General features: G+C 48.0%; 18 protein-coding genes. 3 read left to right on the top strand and 15 right to left on the bottom strand.

The annotated features are described in order from the left end of the window. Positions 1-90: 90 nt before the first annotated feature. Complete coding sequence (locus Q4592_RS16305) at positions 91-699, top strand: hypothetical protein (RefSeq protein ID WP_137672751.1); 609 nt, start codon at positions 91-93, stop codon at positions 697-699. Here the strand turns inward: Q4592_RS16305 and Q4592_RS16300 are convergent. The 15 genes from Q4592_RS16300 to phnC all read right to left on the bottom strand — a co-directional run bounded on the left by Q4592_RS16300 (position 672) and on the right by phnC (position 13,122). Further along, positions 672-1,904, bottom strand: a complete 1,233-nt coding sequence (locus Q4592_RS16300) for an MFS transporter (RefSeq protein ID WP_303515060.1) — start codon at positions 1,902-1,904, stop codon at positions 672-674. The two genes, Q4592_RS16305 and Q4592_RS16300, sit on opposite strands and share 28 nt — an antisense overlap. Before the next feature lie 13 nt (positions 1,905-1,917). After that, positions 1,918-2,565, bottom strand: a complete 648-nt coding sequence (locus Q4592_RS16295; protein ID WP_303515058.1) for a DapH/DapD/GlmU-related protein — start codon at positions 2,563-2,565, stop codon at positions 1,918-1,920. A 22-nt stretch (positions 2,566-2,587) separates the two neighbouring features. Continuing rightward, positions 2,588-3,340, bottom strand: a complete 753-nt coding sequence (gene phnP, locus Q4592_RS16290; protein ID WP_303515055.1) for a phosphonate metabolism protein PhnP — start codon at positions 3,338-3,340, stop codon at positions 2,588-2,590. Continuing rightward, positions 3,337-3,942, bottom strand: coding sequence for a ribose 1,5-bisphosphokinase (phnN, locus tag Q4592_RS16285; protein WP_303515053.1), 606 nt, complete (start codon positions 3,940-3,942; stop codon positions 3,337-3,339). Before phnN ends, phnP begins: the two co-directional genes overlap by 4 nt. Next, a complete protein-coding gene (gene phnM, locus Q4592_RS16280) occupies positions 3,942-5,078 on the bottom strand; it encodes an alpha-D-ribose 1-methylphosphonate 5-triphosphate diphosphatase (RefSeq protein WP_303515050.1) in 1,137 nt (378 codons plus the stop codon). The genes phnN and phnM overlap by 1 nt, the downstream gene beginning before the upstream one ends. Positions 5,079-5,082: 4 nt before the next feature. Further along, the gene (gene phnL / locus Q4592_RS16275) at positions 5,083-5,784 is read right to left on the bottom strand and encodes a phosphonate C-P lyase system protein PhnL (RefSeq protein WP_303515047.1); all 702 of its coding nucleotides are present in this window, start codon (positions 5,782-5,784) and stop codon (positions 5,083-5,085) included. Positions 5,785-5,822: 38 nt separating this feature from the next. Beyond that, positions 5,823-6,659: a phosphonate C-P lyase system protein PhnK gene (phnK, locus tag Q4592_RS16270; RefSeq protein ID WP_303515045.1), complete on the bottom strand. Its 837-nt coding sequence runs from the start codon at positions 6,657-6,659 to the stop codon at positions 5,823-5,825. Further along, a complete protein-coding gene (locus Q4592_RS16265; RefSeq protein WP_303515043.1) occupies positions 6,652-7,542 on the bottom strand; it encodes an alpha-D-ribose 1-methylphosphonate 5-phosphate C-P-lyase PhnJ in 891 nt (296 codons plus the stop codon). Before Q4592_RS16265 ends, phnK begins: the two co-directional genes overlap by 8 nt. Beyond that, positions 7,529-8,629, bottom strand: coding sequence for a carbon-phosphorus lyase complex subunit PhnI (locus Q4592_RS16260; protein ID WP_303515041.1), 1,101 nt, complete (start codon positions 8,627-8,629; stop codon positions 7,529-7,531). The genes Q4592_RS16265 and Q4592_RS16260 overlap by 14 nt, the downstream gene beginning before the upstream one ends. Further along, positions 8,620-9,225, bottom strand: a complete 606-nt coding sequence (gene phnH, locus Q4592_RS16255) for a phosphonate C-P lyase system protein PhnH (protein WP_303515039.1) — start codon at positions 9,223-9,225, stop codon at positions 8,620-8,622. Before phnH ends, Q4592_RS16260 begins: the two co-directional genes overlap by 10 nt. Beyond that, complete coding sequence (phnG, locus tag Q4592_RS16250; protein WP_303515037.1) at positions 9,225-9,698, bottom strand: phosphonate C-P lyase system protein PhnG; 474 nt, start codon at positions 9,696-9,698, stop codon at positions 9,225-9,227. The genes phnH and phnG overlap by 1 nt, the downstream gene beginning before the upstream one ends. After that, the gene (gene phnF / locus Q4592_RS16245) at positions 9,695-10,393 is read right to left on the bottom strand and encodes a phosphonate metabolism transcriptional regulator PhnF (RefSeq protein WP_303515034.1); all 699 of its coding nucleotides are present in this window, start codon (positions 10,391-10,393) and stop codon (positions 9,695-9,697) included. The genes phnG and phnF overlap by 4 nt, the downstream gene beginning before the upstream one ends. 12 nt (positions 10,394-10,405) lie before the next feature. Next, positions 10,406-11,194: a phosphonate ABC transporter, permease protein PhnE gene (gene phnE, locus Q4592_RS16240; protein ID WP_303515031.1), complete on the bottom strand. Its 789-nt coding sequence runs from the start codon at positions 11,192-11,194 to the stop codon at positions 10,406-10,408. Positions 11,195-11,263: 69 nt separating this feature from the next. After that, positions 11,264-12,271 carry a phosphonate ABC transporter substrate-binding protein gene (gene phnD, locus Q4592_RS16235; protein ID WP_303515029.1) on the bottom strand — a complete coding sequence of 336 codons (1,008 nt, stop codon included), beginning with the start codon at positions 12,269-12,271 and terminating at the stop codon, positions 11,264-11,266. A 26-nt stretch (positions 12,272-12,297) separates the two neighbouring features. Next, on the bottom strand, positions 12,298-13,122 hold the full coding sequence (gene phnC, locus Q4592_RS16230; RefSeq protein WP_303515027.1) for a phosphonate ABC transporter ATP-binding protein: 825 nt from the start codon (positions 13,120-13,122) through the stop codon (positions 12,298-12,300). Positions 13,123-13,421: 299 nt separating this feature from the next. On the opposite strand from phnC, the gene Q4592_RS16225 reads away from it, so the two are divergent. Then, the gene (locus tag Q4592_RS16225; RefSeq protein ID WP_303515025.1) at positions 13,422-13,874 is read left to right on the top strand and encodes a hypothetical protein; all 453 of its coding nucleotides are present in this window, start codon (positions 13,422-13,424) and stop codon (positions 13,872-13,874) included. Positions 13,875-14,037: 163 nt separating this feature from the next. After that, on the top strand, positions 14,038-15,825 hold the full coding sequence (secD, locus tag Q4592_RS16220) for a protein translocase subunit SecD (RefSeq protein WP_303515023.1): 1,788 nt from the start codon (positions 14,038-14,040) through the stop codon (positions 15,823-15,825). Position 15,826: the final 1 nt, after the last annotated feature.

Genomic DNA, 15,826 nt, shown 5'->3' with positions numbered 1-15,826 from the left:
CTTGATTAGCTTTTTCTCTTGGCGTTAAACAATGCTCATGGCAGAATGCCGCCTTACCCTCATAGATGTTGTTTAGTTAAAGGACTCACCATGAAATTTCGCCTAGCGATTGGCGCTGCAATGTTCGCTGCACTTCCCGTTCAAGCTGATTTACTTGGCCTGACTGTTGCCAGCCACTTAGCTCAAACCAATACCGACCCTAAAGCCTCTTCGGCATGGCAAGGTGATATTGAAGTACGCTTTAAGCATCCTATCCCGTTAATTCCAAATGTTGCTGTTGGCGCTAACAAGCGTAAACAAGGCGATGCGGCTGACGGTTCTAGCTACCAAGGTGAGCTTTACTACAACTTATTTGATACTGCCGGTTTGTACTTAGACTTAGGTGCAGGTTACGAAAGTTGGGACAGTGCTGATTCGTTTTTAGCGGGTACCGACTCTGGCGAGCAAGTATATGCGGTGGGCCGCGTAGCGTGGCGTTTCCCTGGTTCAGGTCTTGGCTTAGAAAGTGATCTTAAATTGTCACTAACTGACGAAGATTACAAAGCAAACCGTTTTCGTGCGGGTGTTAACTACGAATTGTTTGATTTAGTGGCGAGCACTATCGACATTTCAGCCGGTTATCAATACGAAGACATTGCAACACGTAGCTACAGCACAAGCGACAGCGGTGCTTACCTAGGTTTAGCAGTTAACTTCTGATAACTGTTGGTAGTGGCAGTGTGTTGAAAATAACATGCTGCCATTGCGACTAAGCCCAGCAGAGCACTGAGATTAATGACCGCAAAAATGGCCTGCTGTTGGTGTAACTGCCAAACAAAAGCGCCTAAAAATGGCGCGCTGGCAGTAGCGAGCAAATAGGGTACCGCTAGGTAACCAGAAATAGCGCCAAAGTTTTCGCTGCCTAAGAGTTGTTTGGTGAGCACCGGCCGCATAATGCTAGTAACACCATAAGCCGCACCCTGTAGCACTACCACTCCCCATATCACTATTTGCCATTGCGCTAACCACCACATTAATGTCGCCGCACTAAACATACTGATAAAACACAGCATTGCTATCATTGGATTGCTGAGTCGCCTGTCTACACTCATCATCACAATCCTGCCAATGACTTGCATTGGGCCAATCATCGACATCACTAATACTGCCTTGTTGGGCGAGAAGTTTAGTGCGTGCATGGCGGGTAATAAGTAGTTCACTACAAGAGTATGGTTAAGCGCACTAAGTGAAAATGCGATAGCAATTAGCCAAAAGCTGAGGGTTTTAAGCCTACCAGACGCTGACGTAGAAGCTTTATGATTGTCTTTATTAAACCCAGCTTTGTTAGCTTTTTGAATGCTGACGCTGCTAAACCACAGCAGTGGCAAGGCCACAAACAACACCACAAACCCTAGCGTACTTACCGTAAACGGCCATGAAAAGTGACTAACCAAGTAAAAACACGCGGGAAAACTAATGGTACCGGCGAAGCCAGCATAAAGCGTTACTTTGGTGATTGCCGATTTAGCGTTTGCGCCAGTATAACGGGTTAAAAATGCAAAGCAGGGCTCATATAAACAACCCGCGCTGGCGCAGCCGATGAATGCCCACACCACATAAAACTGCCAAAGTTGTTGAACTTGTCCAAGTAACAGCAAACCCAAGCCGCCGGCAGCGGCACTTAGTGCCAATACCTTTGCGCCCAAGCCTTGATCAATTAAGCGGCCAATTAACGGCGAACAAATTGCCGACATCACTAAGGCGAGCGTAAAGGCTAATGATAAGTCGGCTAAAGACCAATTAAGTTGAGATTGCCAGGTTAATAGCAAGGCAGGAAAACTGTAATACAAGCTTGCCCAAAGTAAGGTTTGGGCAATGGCCATAGCGTGAGTGGCAAAGCGAAGCTTTTGCGCGCTGACTAGCACCTTACTGGGCTCATTACACCGTTTCCGCTTGCTGCTCGTAGTGCTCTAAAAAGGCGAGGCAGTCTTGTTGGAACAAGGGCAAGGCTTGGGCTAGTTGCTCGTGAGACCAGTTCCACCACGCCAGTTTGTCTAAGCGCTCGCCAATGTCGGCCTGTTCAAAGCGCGACCTAAGCACTTTAGCTGGGTTGCCCACCACGATATGCCACGCTGGAACGTCTTTCGTTACAACGCTACCAGAGCCTACAATGGCGCCATTGCCAATGTTGACTCCAGGCATAATGATTGCGCCATGACCAATCCAAACATCATGACCAATACTCACTTTGTTGTCGGCTCGCCAGCTAAAAACCTCATCGTCAACACTGTTCGCCATGCCATATTTTTGCGGACGATAACTAAAATGATGCAAGCTAGCGCGCCACCAAGGGTGGTTGCTAGGATTGATCCGCACGCTAGAGGCAATGGAGACAAATTTGCCTATATCGCACAGGGCTAAGTCGACATCGTTTTGGGCGTAGCTATAATCGCCAAACATTACATTGTCTAATAAGCAGCGTTCCCCAATCTCTGTCCATAGGCCTAGTTGGCTGCTGCTAATTTTGGCGCTTGCTGCAACTGATGGGGACGAGCTTAGGTTGTTTCCAGGATCAACAATGGCCATCTTGGCCTCCTTGCAGTATTAGTTAAAGGATTAGCTGCATACCGTCTGCACCCACTTGGACATTGGCACTCAAATAGTCGGGATGCTGCATCAGGTAGTGGTCTAGCTCATGACTAATGTGGGTAAGCACCCACTGGCTGTCGGGTAGGGCATGCGCCAGTTCTAATACATCACTTAAATTATTATGGTTACTAGAGCGATGCAGCGGCGAATGGCTGCAATCAATGACCACATAATTAGGAGGATGGCGAAGCAGTTGCTGCCAGCTTTGGTCTGGAATACCCAAGGTATCGGTAAGGTAGGCGATACGGCCATGCTCGCTGCAAAATAGATATCCCAAGGTGGGTTTTGAGTGATGTAAGGCCAGTGGAATAATGTTGATGTTGGCTAACTCAAAGGCCTGGTTTTCACTTAGTGGTGGCTGAAACTGCAATATGCCCGGATGTTTGAATAAATCGTCACAGCCTTGTTTATCATTGGGTTGGTAAACAGCAATGGGCTCAGCCACTCCCCAGCGCAGTTCAAACAGGGCTTGGACATGATCCATGTGGTAGTGAGTGAGAACAATGGCATCAATTGAACCGGCTGGAAATAGGCTTTGCAATTGCGGGTGGTTAGCATCTATGAGTATCTGTTTACCATTAACTTCTAGTACCGCAGAACATAAATGCCTGGCTTTGCTAGGGTCTTTAACCGCTCGCTGGCAGGCTAAACAGTCGCAGCCATACAGCGGACACGCTTGCACATTGCCAGTGCCTAACAAGGTTAACTTCATTGGATATACAACTCTGTGGTTTGATTGTCGATGTATTTAAGCAGCTTGTTTACAGTGTTTTCTATGCTGCGATTATTGTCTAAGCGCCAGCATTGCTCGGGCAAGTTTGCTTGAAATTTGGCGCTGCGGCGCAAGCGCGCTTCAATATCGCGTTGCTGTTCGCGACCTCGTTTTTGCAAGCGCTGGGCGAGTATTTCTGGTTCAACATCTAAGGCTATCACTCTAAGGCGCTCGCCAAACAGCTCTTCCGCTAGGTCAATGTGTTGACGAGAGCCGTTAAACAACACCGAAAAACCCATGCTTAGCCAAGTATTTACCTCGTTACCCACGGCGTAATTGCAACCATTGGCTTGCCAATCCATGGCGAATAAGCCGCTGTGTTTACGGTGGGTAAATTCGGGCACACTTAAGGCAATATGGTTTTCACCGCTGTCATCCACTGCTCGCGTTATATAGCGATGAGCAATTAATAAATTGCTGTTAGTTTGTAGCTGGCTACGCAACAAGTTAATAATACTGTCCTTGCCTGAGCCAGAAGGACCAACCAAGTAAAATAGCTTGGCTTCGCCGCTTAGCTCAGTGGGTTGGCTGAGAGTAATCATTAAAACACTCGCTCTCCTTCGCGCCATACTTGCATTACTTGCAAGCGGTCGTCATTGGGTTTTGCTAGCACTAAGTCGGCGCGCTTGCCTTCGCAAATGCTGCCTCGGTCATCCATACCTAAGGTTAGCGCAGGCGTTAAGCTCACCATTTGAATCGCTTGGCAAAGGTCGTAATGATTATCTTCCATATTGGCCACTTGGTAGGCGGCATCTAACATGCTCATGGGGTAATAGTCTGAAGAAAGAATATCTAATACACCTTCGCGCGCCAGCTCTGCTGCCGCCACATTGCCTGAATGAGAACCGCCGCGAACAATATTTGGTGCGCCCATCATCACTTGTAAACCACCTTCATGAGACGCTTTAGCTGCAGCGACGGTAGTTGGGAATTCGGCAACTGCACAGCCTAGTGCTGCTGACTCAAGCGCGTGTTCTACGGTGGCATCATCATGGCTGGCTAAGGCTATACCGCGTTCTCGTGCCGATGCAGCAATGTGTTTGCGATTCTTATCAGACCATAGTTCTGAAGCCTCGGTTTGTTCAGCTTCAAAACGTGCCATCTCTTGGTCGTTAAGGCCATATTTGCCCATGTAGTAGGTACGGTATTTTTCACTATCTACAAATTGGCGTTGCCCAGGTGTGTGATCCATTAGTGAGACCATGGCTACTGGCCCTTGCTCTACTAAGGTTTCGAAGATGTTGGCGGTATCTGCATTGGGTAACTCACAACGTAAATGCAGTAAATGCTCTGCGCGGTTATCTCCTCGCTGCTGGCTATTTACAATGGTATGTAACATCCGTTCTAGGTTGGCCAAACGGGTGCCGTGGTCATTAATGTAACCAAGTGCGATAGCGTCTAACACCGTAGTAATGCCACTCGATACCATCAGCGCATCATGACTGGCCATGGCTGAACCGCTGGGCCAATTTACTTTTGGCCGAGGGGTAAAAAACTTTTCTAGATTGTCGGTATGTAACTCAATTAAACCCGGCAGCAAATAAGCGCCATCGCCATTAACTGCGCTGCTGTGTTGGCTAAGCGTATCGCTAAGTGCCACAATTCGGCCTTCGCGTACTTCTAATGAACCTTTCACAACCTCGTGTTCCAGAATCATATTTACATTGGTAATAATCATGGGTTTATCCTGCTAGTTGAGAGGGTTCTTGCATGTTGTGCAATCGGTCGGCGACTAACTCTCGCACCCATACATCATGGAAAATTCCCACAATGGCTGCACCACGTTGTTTTGCGGCAAGTATCAACTCAACCACTTGCTGGGCATTGTGTTTGTCTAGTGATGCTGTAGGTTCGTCGAGTAATAAAATTGGATAGTCGAGGGCAAAGCCACGGGCAATATTCACCCGTTGCTGCTCGCCACCAGAGAAAGTAGCAGGCGCTAAGCTCCAAAGGCGCTCGGGCACGTTAAGTTGGTGCAGTAAGGTTTGTGCTTTGGGTTTGGCAAGGTGCTCGCTAATGCCGTTCTCTAGCATTGGCTGCATCACAATATCTAGGGCTGACAAGCGAGGAATAACCCGTAAGAATTGGCTTACCCAACCTATGGTATTGCGTCGCAGTGTAATAATTTGGCGTGGCTCAGCCTTGGCCATATCTAGCCATTGCTCGCCTTGGCGAATCAGCAGTTCGCCTTGGTCTATTTGATAGTTGCCATAGAGCGAGCGTAATAAGCTCGATTTACCTGAACCAGAGCTGCCGTTTAGTACTAGGCATTCTCCGGCAAAAATCTCTACATTTTGTTGGCGTAAAACCGGTAAGCGTGCAGCCCCTTGGTTGTGTAACACAAAGGTTTTGTCGATGTTTTTAGCAATCATTAGCGGTTCCATGAAAACTCCTTGTTAGCTAAGCGTTATTGTTGATGTACCTATTGTTGAAGTACCGATGAAACCAGTAGTTGTGTATAGGGGTGACGCGGGTCATCTAATACTCGGTCGGTAAGGCCACTTTCTACAACTTGGCCTTGTTTCATCACAATAATTCGATGTGCCAACAACCTCGCTACCGCTAGGTCATGAGTAACGATAACCACCGCGAGTTGCAGTTCGGTGACTAAATTGCGAATTAAATCTAACAAGCGCGCCTGTACCGAAACATCCAATCCGCCGGTGGGTTCGTCCATAAATACCAGCTTGGGGTGAGTGACCAAGTTGCGGGCAATTTGCAGGCGTTGTTGCATGCCGCCAGAAAAGGTGAGGGGCATGTCGTCGATGCGACTTTCATCAATCTCAACGGCTTTTAGCCAGGTGAGTGCTTGTTGGCGAATGTCGCTGTAATTGCGCGCGCCCACTTCCATTAAACGCTCACCAATGTTGCCACCCGCCGATACGCGAGGGCGTAAACCGTCCATGGGGTGTTGGTGCACAATGCCAAAATTTTCGCGAATTAAGCGACGGCGCTCGGCTTCGGATATTTGATAGAGTGAGGCTTCACTGTTTGCTTCAGCGTTAAAGCCAACGCTGCCCGTTTGCGGCGCTAAACGTCCCGACAAGGATTTTAACAAGGTGGTTTTGCCTGAACCTGATTCACCAACAATGGCTAATACTTCGCCGGGGAATAGCTCCAAATCCACCGCTTCAAAACCCTTGCCTGGCGCATATAACATGCTTAAATTAGTGGTTTTTAATAGCGGAGTTTCCTGCTCTGCGTATAGCGCTGCGGCTTGTGGTGTATTGGTGTTCAATGCGCTGGCTAGCTTAGTCATGATTAACTCCTTGTGCTGCGGCTTGCTGCTTCTGGCAGAAGTCGGTATCCGAGCAAATAAACATGCGTTGGCCTTGGTCGTCGATAAGTACTTCATCTAAAAAGGTATCGTGACTGCCGCACAAGCTGCATGGCTCGTCCCACTGCTGAATGCAAAATGGATGGTCTTCAAAATCGAGACTGTGCACATCGGTATAGGGCGGTATGCAGTAAATGCGTTTTTCACGACCGGCACCAAAAATCATCAAGGCTTCCGATTGATGTAACTTGGGATTATCAAACTTAGGGATTGGCGAGGGATCCATTAGGTAGCGACCATGCACGTTCACTGGGTAGGCGTAGCTGGTGGCAATGTAACCGTACTTAACAATGTCTTCGTAGAGCTTTACTTGCATTGAGCCGTATTCCTCAAGCGCGTGCATTTTCTTGGTTTCGGTTTCGCGTGGCTCAATAAAGCGCAAAGGCTCAGGAATAGGCACTTGGAACACCAAGATTTGGTCATTACTTAAGGCTTGTTCTGGAATGCGGTGGCGGGTTTGAATGACGCTGGCTTGCTCGGTTTTTTCGGTGGTGGCAATGTCACACACTTTGCTAAAAAACTGGCGAATAGACACAGCATTGGTGGTGTCATCGGCGCCTTGGTCAATCACTTTTAGCACATCAGTTTGGCCCAATATGGAAGCGCTAAGCATTATGCCGCCAGTGCCCCAACCGTAAGGCATTGGCATTTCTCTCCCACCAAATGGCACTTGGTAGCCCGGAATCGCGACGCCTTTTAGTATGGCGCGGCGGATCATCCGTTTGGTTTGCTCATCCAAGTAAGCAAAGTTGTATTGCTGAGTATCGTTGTTTAACGCAGCTGCTTGTTGGCTATAGCTGGTCATGGTTTGCTCCTTGCTGGCGCATTTTGCGCAGCAGTTCTAATTCAGATTGGAAATCAACGTAGTGCGGCAGTTTTAAGTGGGAAACAAAACCAGCGGCTTCTACGTTGTCGGCGTGAGCCAATACAAATTCTTCATCTTGAGCGGGGCTGGTAACGGGCTCGTTATATTTCTCGGTTTGTAGCGAGCGGTCTAGCAGCGCCACAGCCATGGCTTTACGCTCGCTAAAGCCAAACGCTAAACCATATCCACGGGTAAAGTGGCTGTCTTCATCCTCTGGGCTAACAAAACCGTTTACCATTTCACATTCGGTAAGGGTGATACTGCCAATTTCTATAGTAAAACCCAGCTCATCAGGGCATATCTCTATGGCCACTTCGCCGCTGCGAATTTCACCAGCAAAGGGGTGGTTACGGCCGTATCCGCGCTGAGTGGAGTAGGCTAGTGACAGCAAAAATCCCTCGTCGCCTCGGCTGAGTTGTTGCAAGCGAGCTGCCCGCGAACAAGGGTAACTAATGGCTTGCTGAGTAATGTCGGCGGGTTCATCGCCTTCATCTACTTCGGGCTTGGCTAGGCCTTGTTGTTCTAACAAGGAGAATACTTTGCTAAAGGCTTGTTGTGAGTTATCACCTTGGATTGAAGCCCCAGCCGCTGGCGGTTCAGCCTTGTTGTCGGCTTGTTGCTCAGCCAGTAAGCTAAAGTCCAATAAGCGGTGGCTGTAATCGTATGTCGGGCCCAGTTGTTGGCCGCCAGGCAAGTCTTTATAGGTGGCTGAAACGCGCCTTTGTACCTGCATGTTGTTGGTATTTAATGGCTCGCATGTGGCCAACAGTGGCAAAGTAGTACGATAGGCGCGTAGTAAAAATATTGCTTCGATTTGATCGCCACTGGCTTGCTTAATCGCCAGCGCTGCCAGTTCACGGTCGAAAATACCACCTTCGGTCATTACGCGTTCAACCGCTAAGCTGAGCTGTTGGCTAATTTGCTCAACGCTTAATTCCGCTATATCGGTGTCTCCACGGCGGCGCTCGGCTTGCAGTTTATGGGCTGCTTCGATGGCTTTTTCGCCACCTTTTACCGCTACATACATGAGATTAACTCCAGCTTGGTGGTACGACTAATGGCCACCAGCGACTGCTGATGGCAGAACATAAAATCAATACCGAGAGGGTAGCGATGGCTGGGCTTAAGCAAGTAGTTCACTAGGCTGTCACTAAGTTCACCCAGTTGTAGCTCTACGCTATGTTTAATGCCGGGTCCGCTTAAGCGAAAACGAGGCCCCTTATCAAAACCGGTAGTTTGAACTAATACGCTGGCACTCAGCTCGGGGCTGGCATCTGTGCCAGCCTTAACACGTTGTAAGTTAAGATCTTCAATGCCACTGACCACTAGGTAATCGGCTTCCTCCATAGGCGTTGAGGAAACGCCATTGTGAAAGGCCAAATTATGCCAAGCTTGCTCTAAACCGTCTCTTGATTCGGCAAGTGCTGAGCTTAAATACACGCCCGTTTGCTGGTCGCACAAGCTCATTATTATTTGGCTCGCGGCGGCATTTAGCGGCGAAAAACCGGGGTGTTTGTTTAGCGTAACCACGGTGCCAGGCTCGCTTAAGGCTTTAAGGATGTAACGAAAGCATTGTTGGGCATTATGTATGCCGTCGATAAATCCAGATTCAATGTGCTGCATTAATCTTCTCCTCTTACAACCGTGAAGAAATCGACTTTTGATTGGGCTGCGTGTTCAGCCGTTTTATGTTTTGCTTGTTGCTGTAGTTCGGCCAGCGGCTGAATTACCGCCTCCTGCAAGCTAGGGGCGTATTCTCGGTTTTGCATTAGGGCATCAATAACCGCCGACAACAGTGCGTGTTGCTTGGCTCGACCGCGTAAATAGCCATAACCTAGCGTGCCATTAGGTAAACGCACCGCAGCACGAGTAATGGTGGTATCGCCTAAATTAAAGCGTTCGCCAGTGCCGCCAACGCGCCCTTGCAAACGGGCTAGGCCAACTTCTGGCTGGCGAATTATTTCGCACTCAGGGTCTAAGTTAAGCTGTTGCCAGCGGCTAACTAACGCTGGGTAAGAAGCATTAGCTAAAACGGCCATCCAGTGCTGACGTATTGAATGTTCGGATGATGGTTGCTGGGTTTGTGAGTGGCTCATAAAGGGTGCTCCAGGCTAAGCTCTACTAGCTCAGCTCTAATATGAGAAATGGAAAATTCAAAGGCTTGATGTTGCTGATCTACATTGACGGTTTGCAGGGTGAGCAAAGGATTACTGGCATCAATTTGCAAGCAGGCTTGGTCTTCATTGTTAGGCAGTTGCGCCCCAACAACAGTTTGCTGACGACGCAGTTCTATATTGCAGTGTTGCTTTAGAAAACTGTGTAACGAGCCTTGTTGGTATTGGCTTAAATGTGCCTCGTGCTCGCCTAAACGCAGATGGTGAAACACAATACTAATCGGTACTTGGTCGATAAAACGTAGGGTTTTAAGCTGAATAACCGGGCTGGCCAACTCCACGCCTAAGCCTTTAGCGACCGGTTGATTGGCATTGGTGCGAATAAAGCTTAATAGGCGGCTATTGGGTTTAGCACCTGCGCTAAGTAAGTTATCGGTGAACTTAGATCCCGAATGCAATGGGTAGCGTACTGGCTTACTCAGCACCATTACCCCTTTGCCTTGTTGGCGCAGTAGCCAACCTTTTAGCACCAGTTCATCAATGGCGCGTCGCAAGGTGTGGCGATTAACCTGATAGCGCTCGGCCAAACGTTGCTCGGGCGGCAGGTATTGGCCCGCTTGATACGCATGGCTAATTTCTTTTTCTAAGCTCAAGGCTATTTCTTGATAACGAGGCATGGTTCAGTTCACCTAAATAAACAGTTTTCTAACGCGTTGTGAGGCAAAGTCCAGCAGGCTCACGGTAGCCACAATAATGATCATCACGGCGCAAGTTTGCGGGAACATAAATCCTCGAATGCTTTCCCACAAAATAACGCCAATGCCTCCCGCGCCTACCATGCCTACAACGGTGGCGGAGCGTACGTTAGATTCGAAACGATAGAGGGAGAACGAGATCCATAGCGGCAGCACTTGGGGGATGACTCCGTATACAATTTCTTCTAGCTTATTGGCACCAGTGGCGCGCACGCCTTCAACTTGGCCAGGGTCTATCGCTTCAACGGCTTCTGAGAACAGTTTGGCAAGTACCCCGGTGGTGTGAATAAACAAGGCCATTACCCCAGCAAATGGACCTAGACCCACGGTGACCACAAACAACATGGCAAATACCATTTCGTTAATCGCGCGAGCGGCATCCATGAGGCGGCGCATTGGTTGATATACCCACGCTGGCACCATATTCTCGGCACACATTAAGCCAAAAGGAACCGACAGGAATATTGAGAAAATAGTGCCCCAAATAGCGATATGCAGGGTGATTAACATTTCTTCTAGGTAGTAATTTAAATCGCTAAAGTCTGGCGGGAAGAAGTCACTGGCTAACTCCGCCATATTGCCGGCGTCGTTATAAATTTTCATTGGCGCTATTTCTGCGCCTTGCCAACTCCAGGCTAAACCTGCAATGGCAATACCCCAGAATAGTAGGCTCAACCAAGAGGGTTTAGTATTTGGATTAAGAATGCTTGCTTCGATATTCATTTCACGCTCTCAACATGTCTAGATAAGTTGGCTTTAAAAAAGCTGGGCTTTCACCCAGCTAGCTTTTAACTATTTAGCCATCGCGGTAATTGCGCTCTGCTTGCGGTTTAAATCAGCAAGTTGGGCGTCGATAACGGCTAGCTCTGCCGCTTTTTCTGCTTTCGACATTTTGCTGTCGTTTTCAGTCACGATGCGGTTTTTGAACAATACCAATTGGCGAATAGGCAACAGTTGAAGGTCGCTTGAGGCTTTGAACGGGGCCCACTGTAGTGCTTCTAGTACGGCTAATTCTTTAGCATCACCAGAGGTGCCGTATTCCATGAAGAAGTCGTAAACTTCGCCTTTCACACTTTCCGGTAGGTTTTTACGCCACACGATCGGGTCTGAAGGAATAAGTGGAGATTTCCAAATCACTTTTAGCTGCTCAAATTTCTTTGGTGCAGTAATTTCTAGGCGGTCCATGTTTTCGGTATTGCCTGTTGCTACATCTACTTGCTTAGCGGCTGCGGCTAAAGCATTGGCTTCGTGGCCCGAGTTCATGCTGCGTTTAAAGTCAGACACTGAAATGTTGTTTTGGGCAAATACGTAGTATGACGGGACTAAGAAACCAGAAGTAGAGTTTGGATCGCCGTTACCAAAAGTGAGGTCGCTGCGCTTAGCAATAACGTCTTCAAGCGTATTTAACGGGCTGTCTTTATGGGTAACCAAAACACTCCAGTACCCTGGGTTGCCAGAAGCATCTACGGTTTGTGCGAAAATTTCGCCGCCAGCGCGGTCAACTGCTTCCATCGCAGATTTGTTGCCGTACCAAGCTACGTCTACTTTGTCGAAACGCATGCCTTGAATAATGCCGGCGTAGTCAGGAGCGAAAAAGGCTTTAACTTTAAAACCTGTTTTTTCTTCCATCGCTTCTAGAAACGGTGTCCAAGTGGTTTTTAGGTTTTGCTGAGACTCAGTAGAAATAATCCCAAAGTTGATGGTGTCCATCGCTTTTTCAGCAGCTGAAACCATGGTTGAACTTACTGCTGCGGCAACTACCGCAGTTGCAAAGGCTGTCTGCTTGATTAGCTTTAACATGCCATCTATCTCCTTATTAATTGGGTTTAGGCCATCTGTGGCCATAATTGAGGTACTGCTTGGTCTTGGTTATCGGTTGTTTCAAAGTTGGCTTTTGAACCATATAAAGCCGCTAACTGGGCTTCATCTAATTGTTCACTGGGGCCGTCGTAAAATACTTCGCCCAGTTTTAAGGCCACTACTCGTGGGCAATAACGCTTGGCGTAGTCAACTTGGTGTAAGGTCACCACTACTGCGATGCCTTCTTGTTGATTAATGTCGGTGAGAATTTCCATCACAATACGTGACGATTCGGGATCTAATGACGCAATGGGTTCGTCGGCTAGAATGATTTTGGCTTTTTGCATCAGTGCACGAGCAATGGCTACTCGCTGTTGTTGGCCGCCCGATAAGGTGGATACTCGTTGCAGGGCAAACTGCGCTAAACCTACCCGTTTTAATGCTGCTAGTGCCTGGCGTTTTTGCTCAAAGGTGAAGCGACCAGTAAGGCTGCGCCAACTAGGCGTGGCACTTAGTGCACCAATTAATACGTTTTGCAGAACGCTTAAGCGGCTGACTAAATTAAACTGCTGGAAAATGTAGCCCGTTTGGCTGCGGCTCTTGCGTACTGTTTTACAAAACTTTCCGTCGCGCTGCACAGGTGTGCCGAGCACTTCAATGTAACCTTTGGTGTTTTTGTCGCTGCTCACTAGGCCGTTAAGGTGGCGTAGCAGGGTGGATTTACCTGAGCCCGAAGGCCCAAGCAATGCTACCATTTCACCTTGTTGAACACTGAGGTCAACACTCTTTAACGCGTGGTTAGACTCAAAGTGCTTATTCAACTGCTGTACTGCGATTACTTGATTGCTCATAACACGATCCTGCCGTTGTTTTGAACAATAAATTAGGCTCCAATTATGACAACCAGCTTATCTAGACATGTCAATTGGGTGACTTATTTATGGCAAATAGGTTACCGAGCAAACAAAAAGCTAAGTGAAATGTCATTTTTTTAGCAGGTTTTAGTGGCGAGGGTTAGGGTTCGAGTTTTGCGTTTACTCTTTATTTTCTTTGTTTGTTGGTTTTTATTTTTAAAATATGTATCAAGGTCAAAATATTGTGTTGTATCCGTGGTATCTTGCAGCGTCTTTACTATTTATACAGAAAATAATTGCTTAGATATTGGTACCAACTTTTCATCGCGTTACTATTTTCGCTGTGTGTAAACATGGTGAGCGCTGATGAGTACCTATCACATAGTGAAAAATGGCATGATGTTGAGACTCCGCTGGTTTTGGAAGAGGCTGTTTTTACTCACCCGGAATCTGCCCCTTTAACTGATGAACATGGCCCCTTACTTAATTCAACATCGGGTCATTATTTTCTATCTATATCCAGAAAGTTGGTGAGTACAGACAACTGTGCTGACCAAGGCGTAGTGCCTGAATACTTCTTATTAATTGCTTTTCTTAGTCCACCATTACTACAGCTAGCGACCCAAGCCCAGCGGCCGCTTGCCACTCAGCTTCATTGGACCAGTCATACGGCTCAGTCTCGCTCTCGCTTATCCGGCTGGAAAGAAGCCAATACGCTTTATTCTCAAAAGCATACTCGCCCTAGTTAACTCTCACTTCAGGTTCAGTTGAACCCAAAATACTTGCACTAAGACCGCATTAAGTAGCACCTATCAAGGGGTTTATTGTGTGCCTAAGAGCGACGCTCAAATTGATGAGTGTTGTGGCTTAGTTGTCTGCGTGTACTGATTTTTTCGTTTGAGAGAGTTTCCATTGAAAACACACAATCGACCTACCATTAATCGCTATGCGAAATGGAAGTACATCGTTCTTGCCTTTACTTTACTGGTGATGTTGCTAAGCGCTTTGCCCTCACTGTATGGAGAGCAGGCTGCTTTGCATATTAATCATCGTGGGCAAGTCATTGACGCCACCGAAGTCGCTAGTTACTTGAAGAAACAAGGAATAGTGCCGGCTGCGATTAACCAACAAGATGATCGCACCGTTGTGCTGCTAAACGACCAAAGTGAGCAAGCTAAGGCGCAGTCGGCACTGATACCGCACCTTCCCGAAAACACGACAATAGCTTTAGCTATGGACCCTGCGGCTCCGCAGTGGTTACTTAACGCTGGCTTTTCGCCCATTGCCCTAGGGTTGGATTTACGCGGAGGTGTGCAGTTTCTGCTGGAAGTAGATATGGAGCCAGTATACCAAGCGCATCGGCAGTCGGTGATGGATGCCTTTAGTGCTGATATTCGAGCAAGCAGAAGCCGACAAGTAAATGATGCCGTACAGGTCACTGTATACAATGACGAGCAGGTAGCAGCCGCTCGTAATTTAGCTCGCCAGCAATTCTCGCACTGGGATAGCCGATTTAGCGGCAATACGCTGACCTTGTCTTTATCGGACGATGAAAAGTCCACCTTACGCCAGTTAATTGTGCAACAAAACCTGCAAATTATGCGTGGTCGGATTACCGAGCTGGGCATTACCGAAGCCTCGGTTCAGCGCCAAGGTCTAGATAGGATAAGAATCGAGCTACCGGGTGTGCAAGATCCCGCAGCAGCAAAAGATGTGATTGGCGCTACTGCATCATTGTCGTTTCACTCCTTGCCTGAAATGCGCTCGCTGCATACCCAAACGGTGCCCGATAACAGTGGCGCTCTTTTAGAAATAAACCGCCAAGCGATTTTAGGGGGAGAGCACATTATTGATGCGCGGGCCAATCTAGGTGAAATGGGCGCAGCCGAAGTAAATATCTCTCTCGATGGCAGTGGCGGTAGAAAAATGTCGCAGTTTTCGAGAGCGAATATCGGCCAGCCAATGGCTACCTTGTACAACGAATACAGCAGGGATGCTAATGGCGAGAGCCAGCAAGTTAGCCGAGTGATTAGCGTAGCAACAATTCAGTCTCAGTTGGGCAGCCGTTTTCGCATCACTGGGGCGGGGAGTATGCAAGACGCCCAAGAACTCGCTTTACTGCTAAGGGCGGGCTCACTTACTGCTCCGGTAACCATTATTGAAGAACGCACCATTGGCCCTTCTTTAGGTGCGGAGAATGTTCAAAATGGCTTTGCTGCATTGGCTTTGGGTTTGGCGCTTACCCTGAGCTTTATCGCGGTTTGGTATAGAAAAATGGGCTGGGTAGCAAACCTAGCACTGCTGGCAAACATGGTTTGTTTGTTTGGTTTAATTGCGTTACTGCCAGGGGCGGTGCTTACCTTGCCCGGTATTGCAGGAATGGTATTAACCGTGGGCATGGCGGTTGATACTAACGTGCTTATTTTTGAGCGAATTAAAGACAAAATGCGCGAGGGCCGAACCTTTGCTCAAAGCATAGACAAAGGCTTCCAAAGCGCTTTTACCTCTATTTTTGACGCCAACCTCACCACTATGATTGTGGCTTTAGCCTTGTATGCCATTGGTAATGGCCCGGTGCAGGGCTTTGCCGTAACTCTGGGCTTAGGCTTGTTGACCAGTATGTTTACCGGTGTGTTTTTATCACGAGCGATCATCAATCTCATTTGGGGGCGTGATAAACGCCGTGACGTAAAGGTTTAAT

Source organism: Agarivorans sp. 1_MG-2023, assembly GCF_030548385.1.
Lineage (GTDB): Bacteria > Pseudomonadota > Gammaproteobacteria > Enterobacterales > Celerinatantimonadaceae > Agarivorans.
The sequence above is the reverse complement of the archived record's forward strand: the minus strand, read 5'-3'. Positions and strand labels throughout refer to the sequence as shown.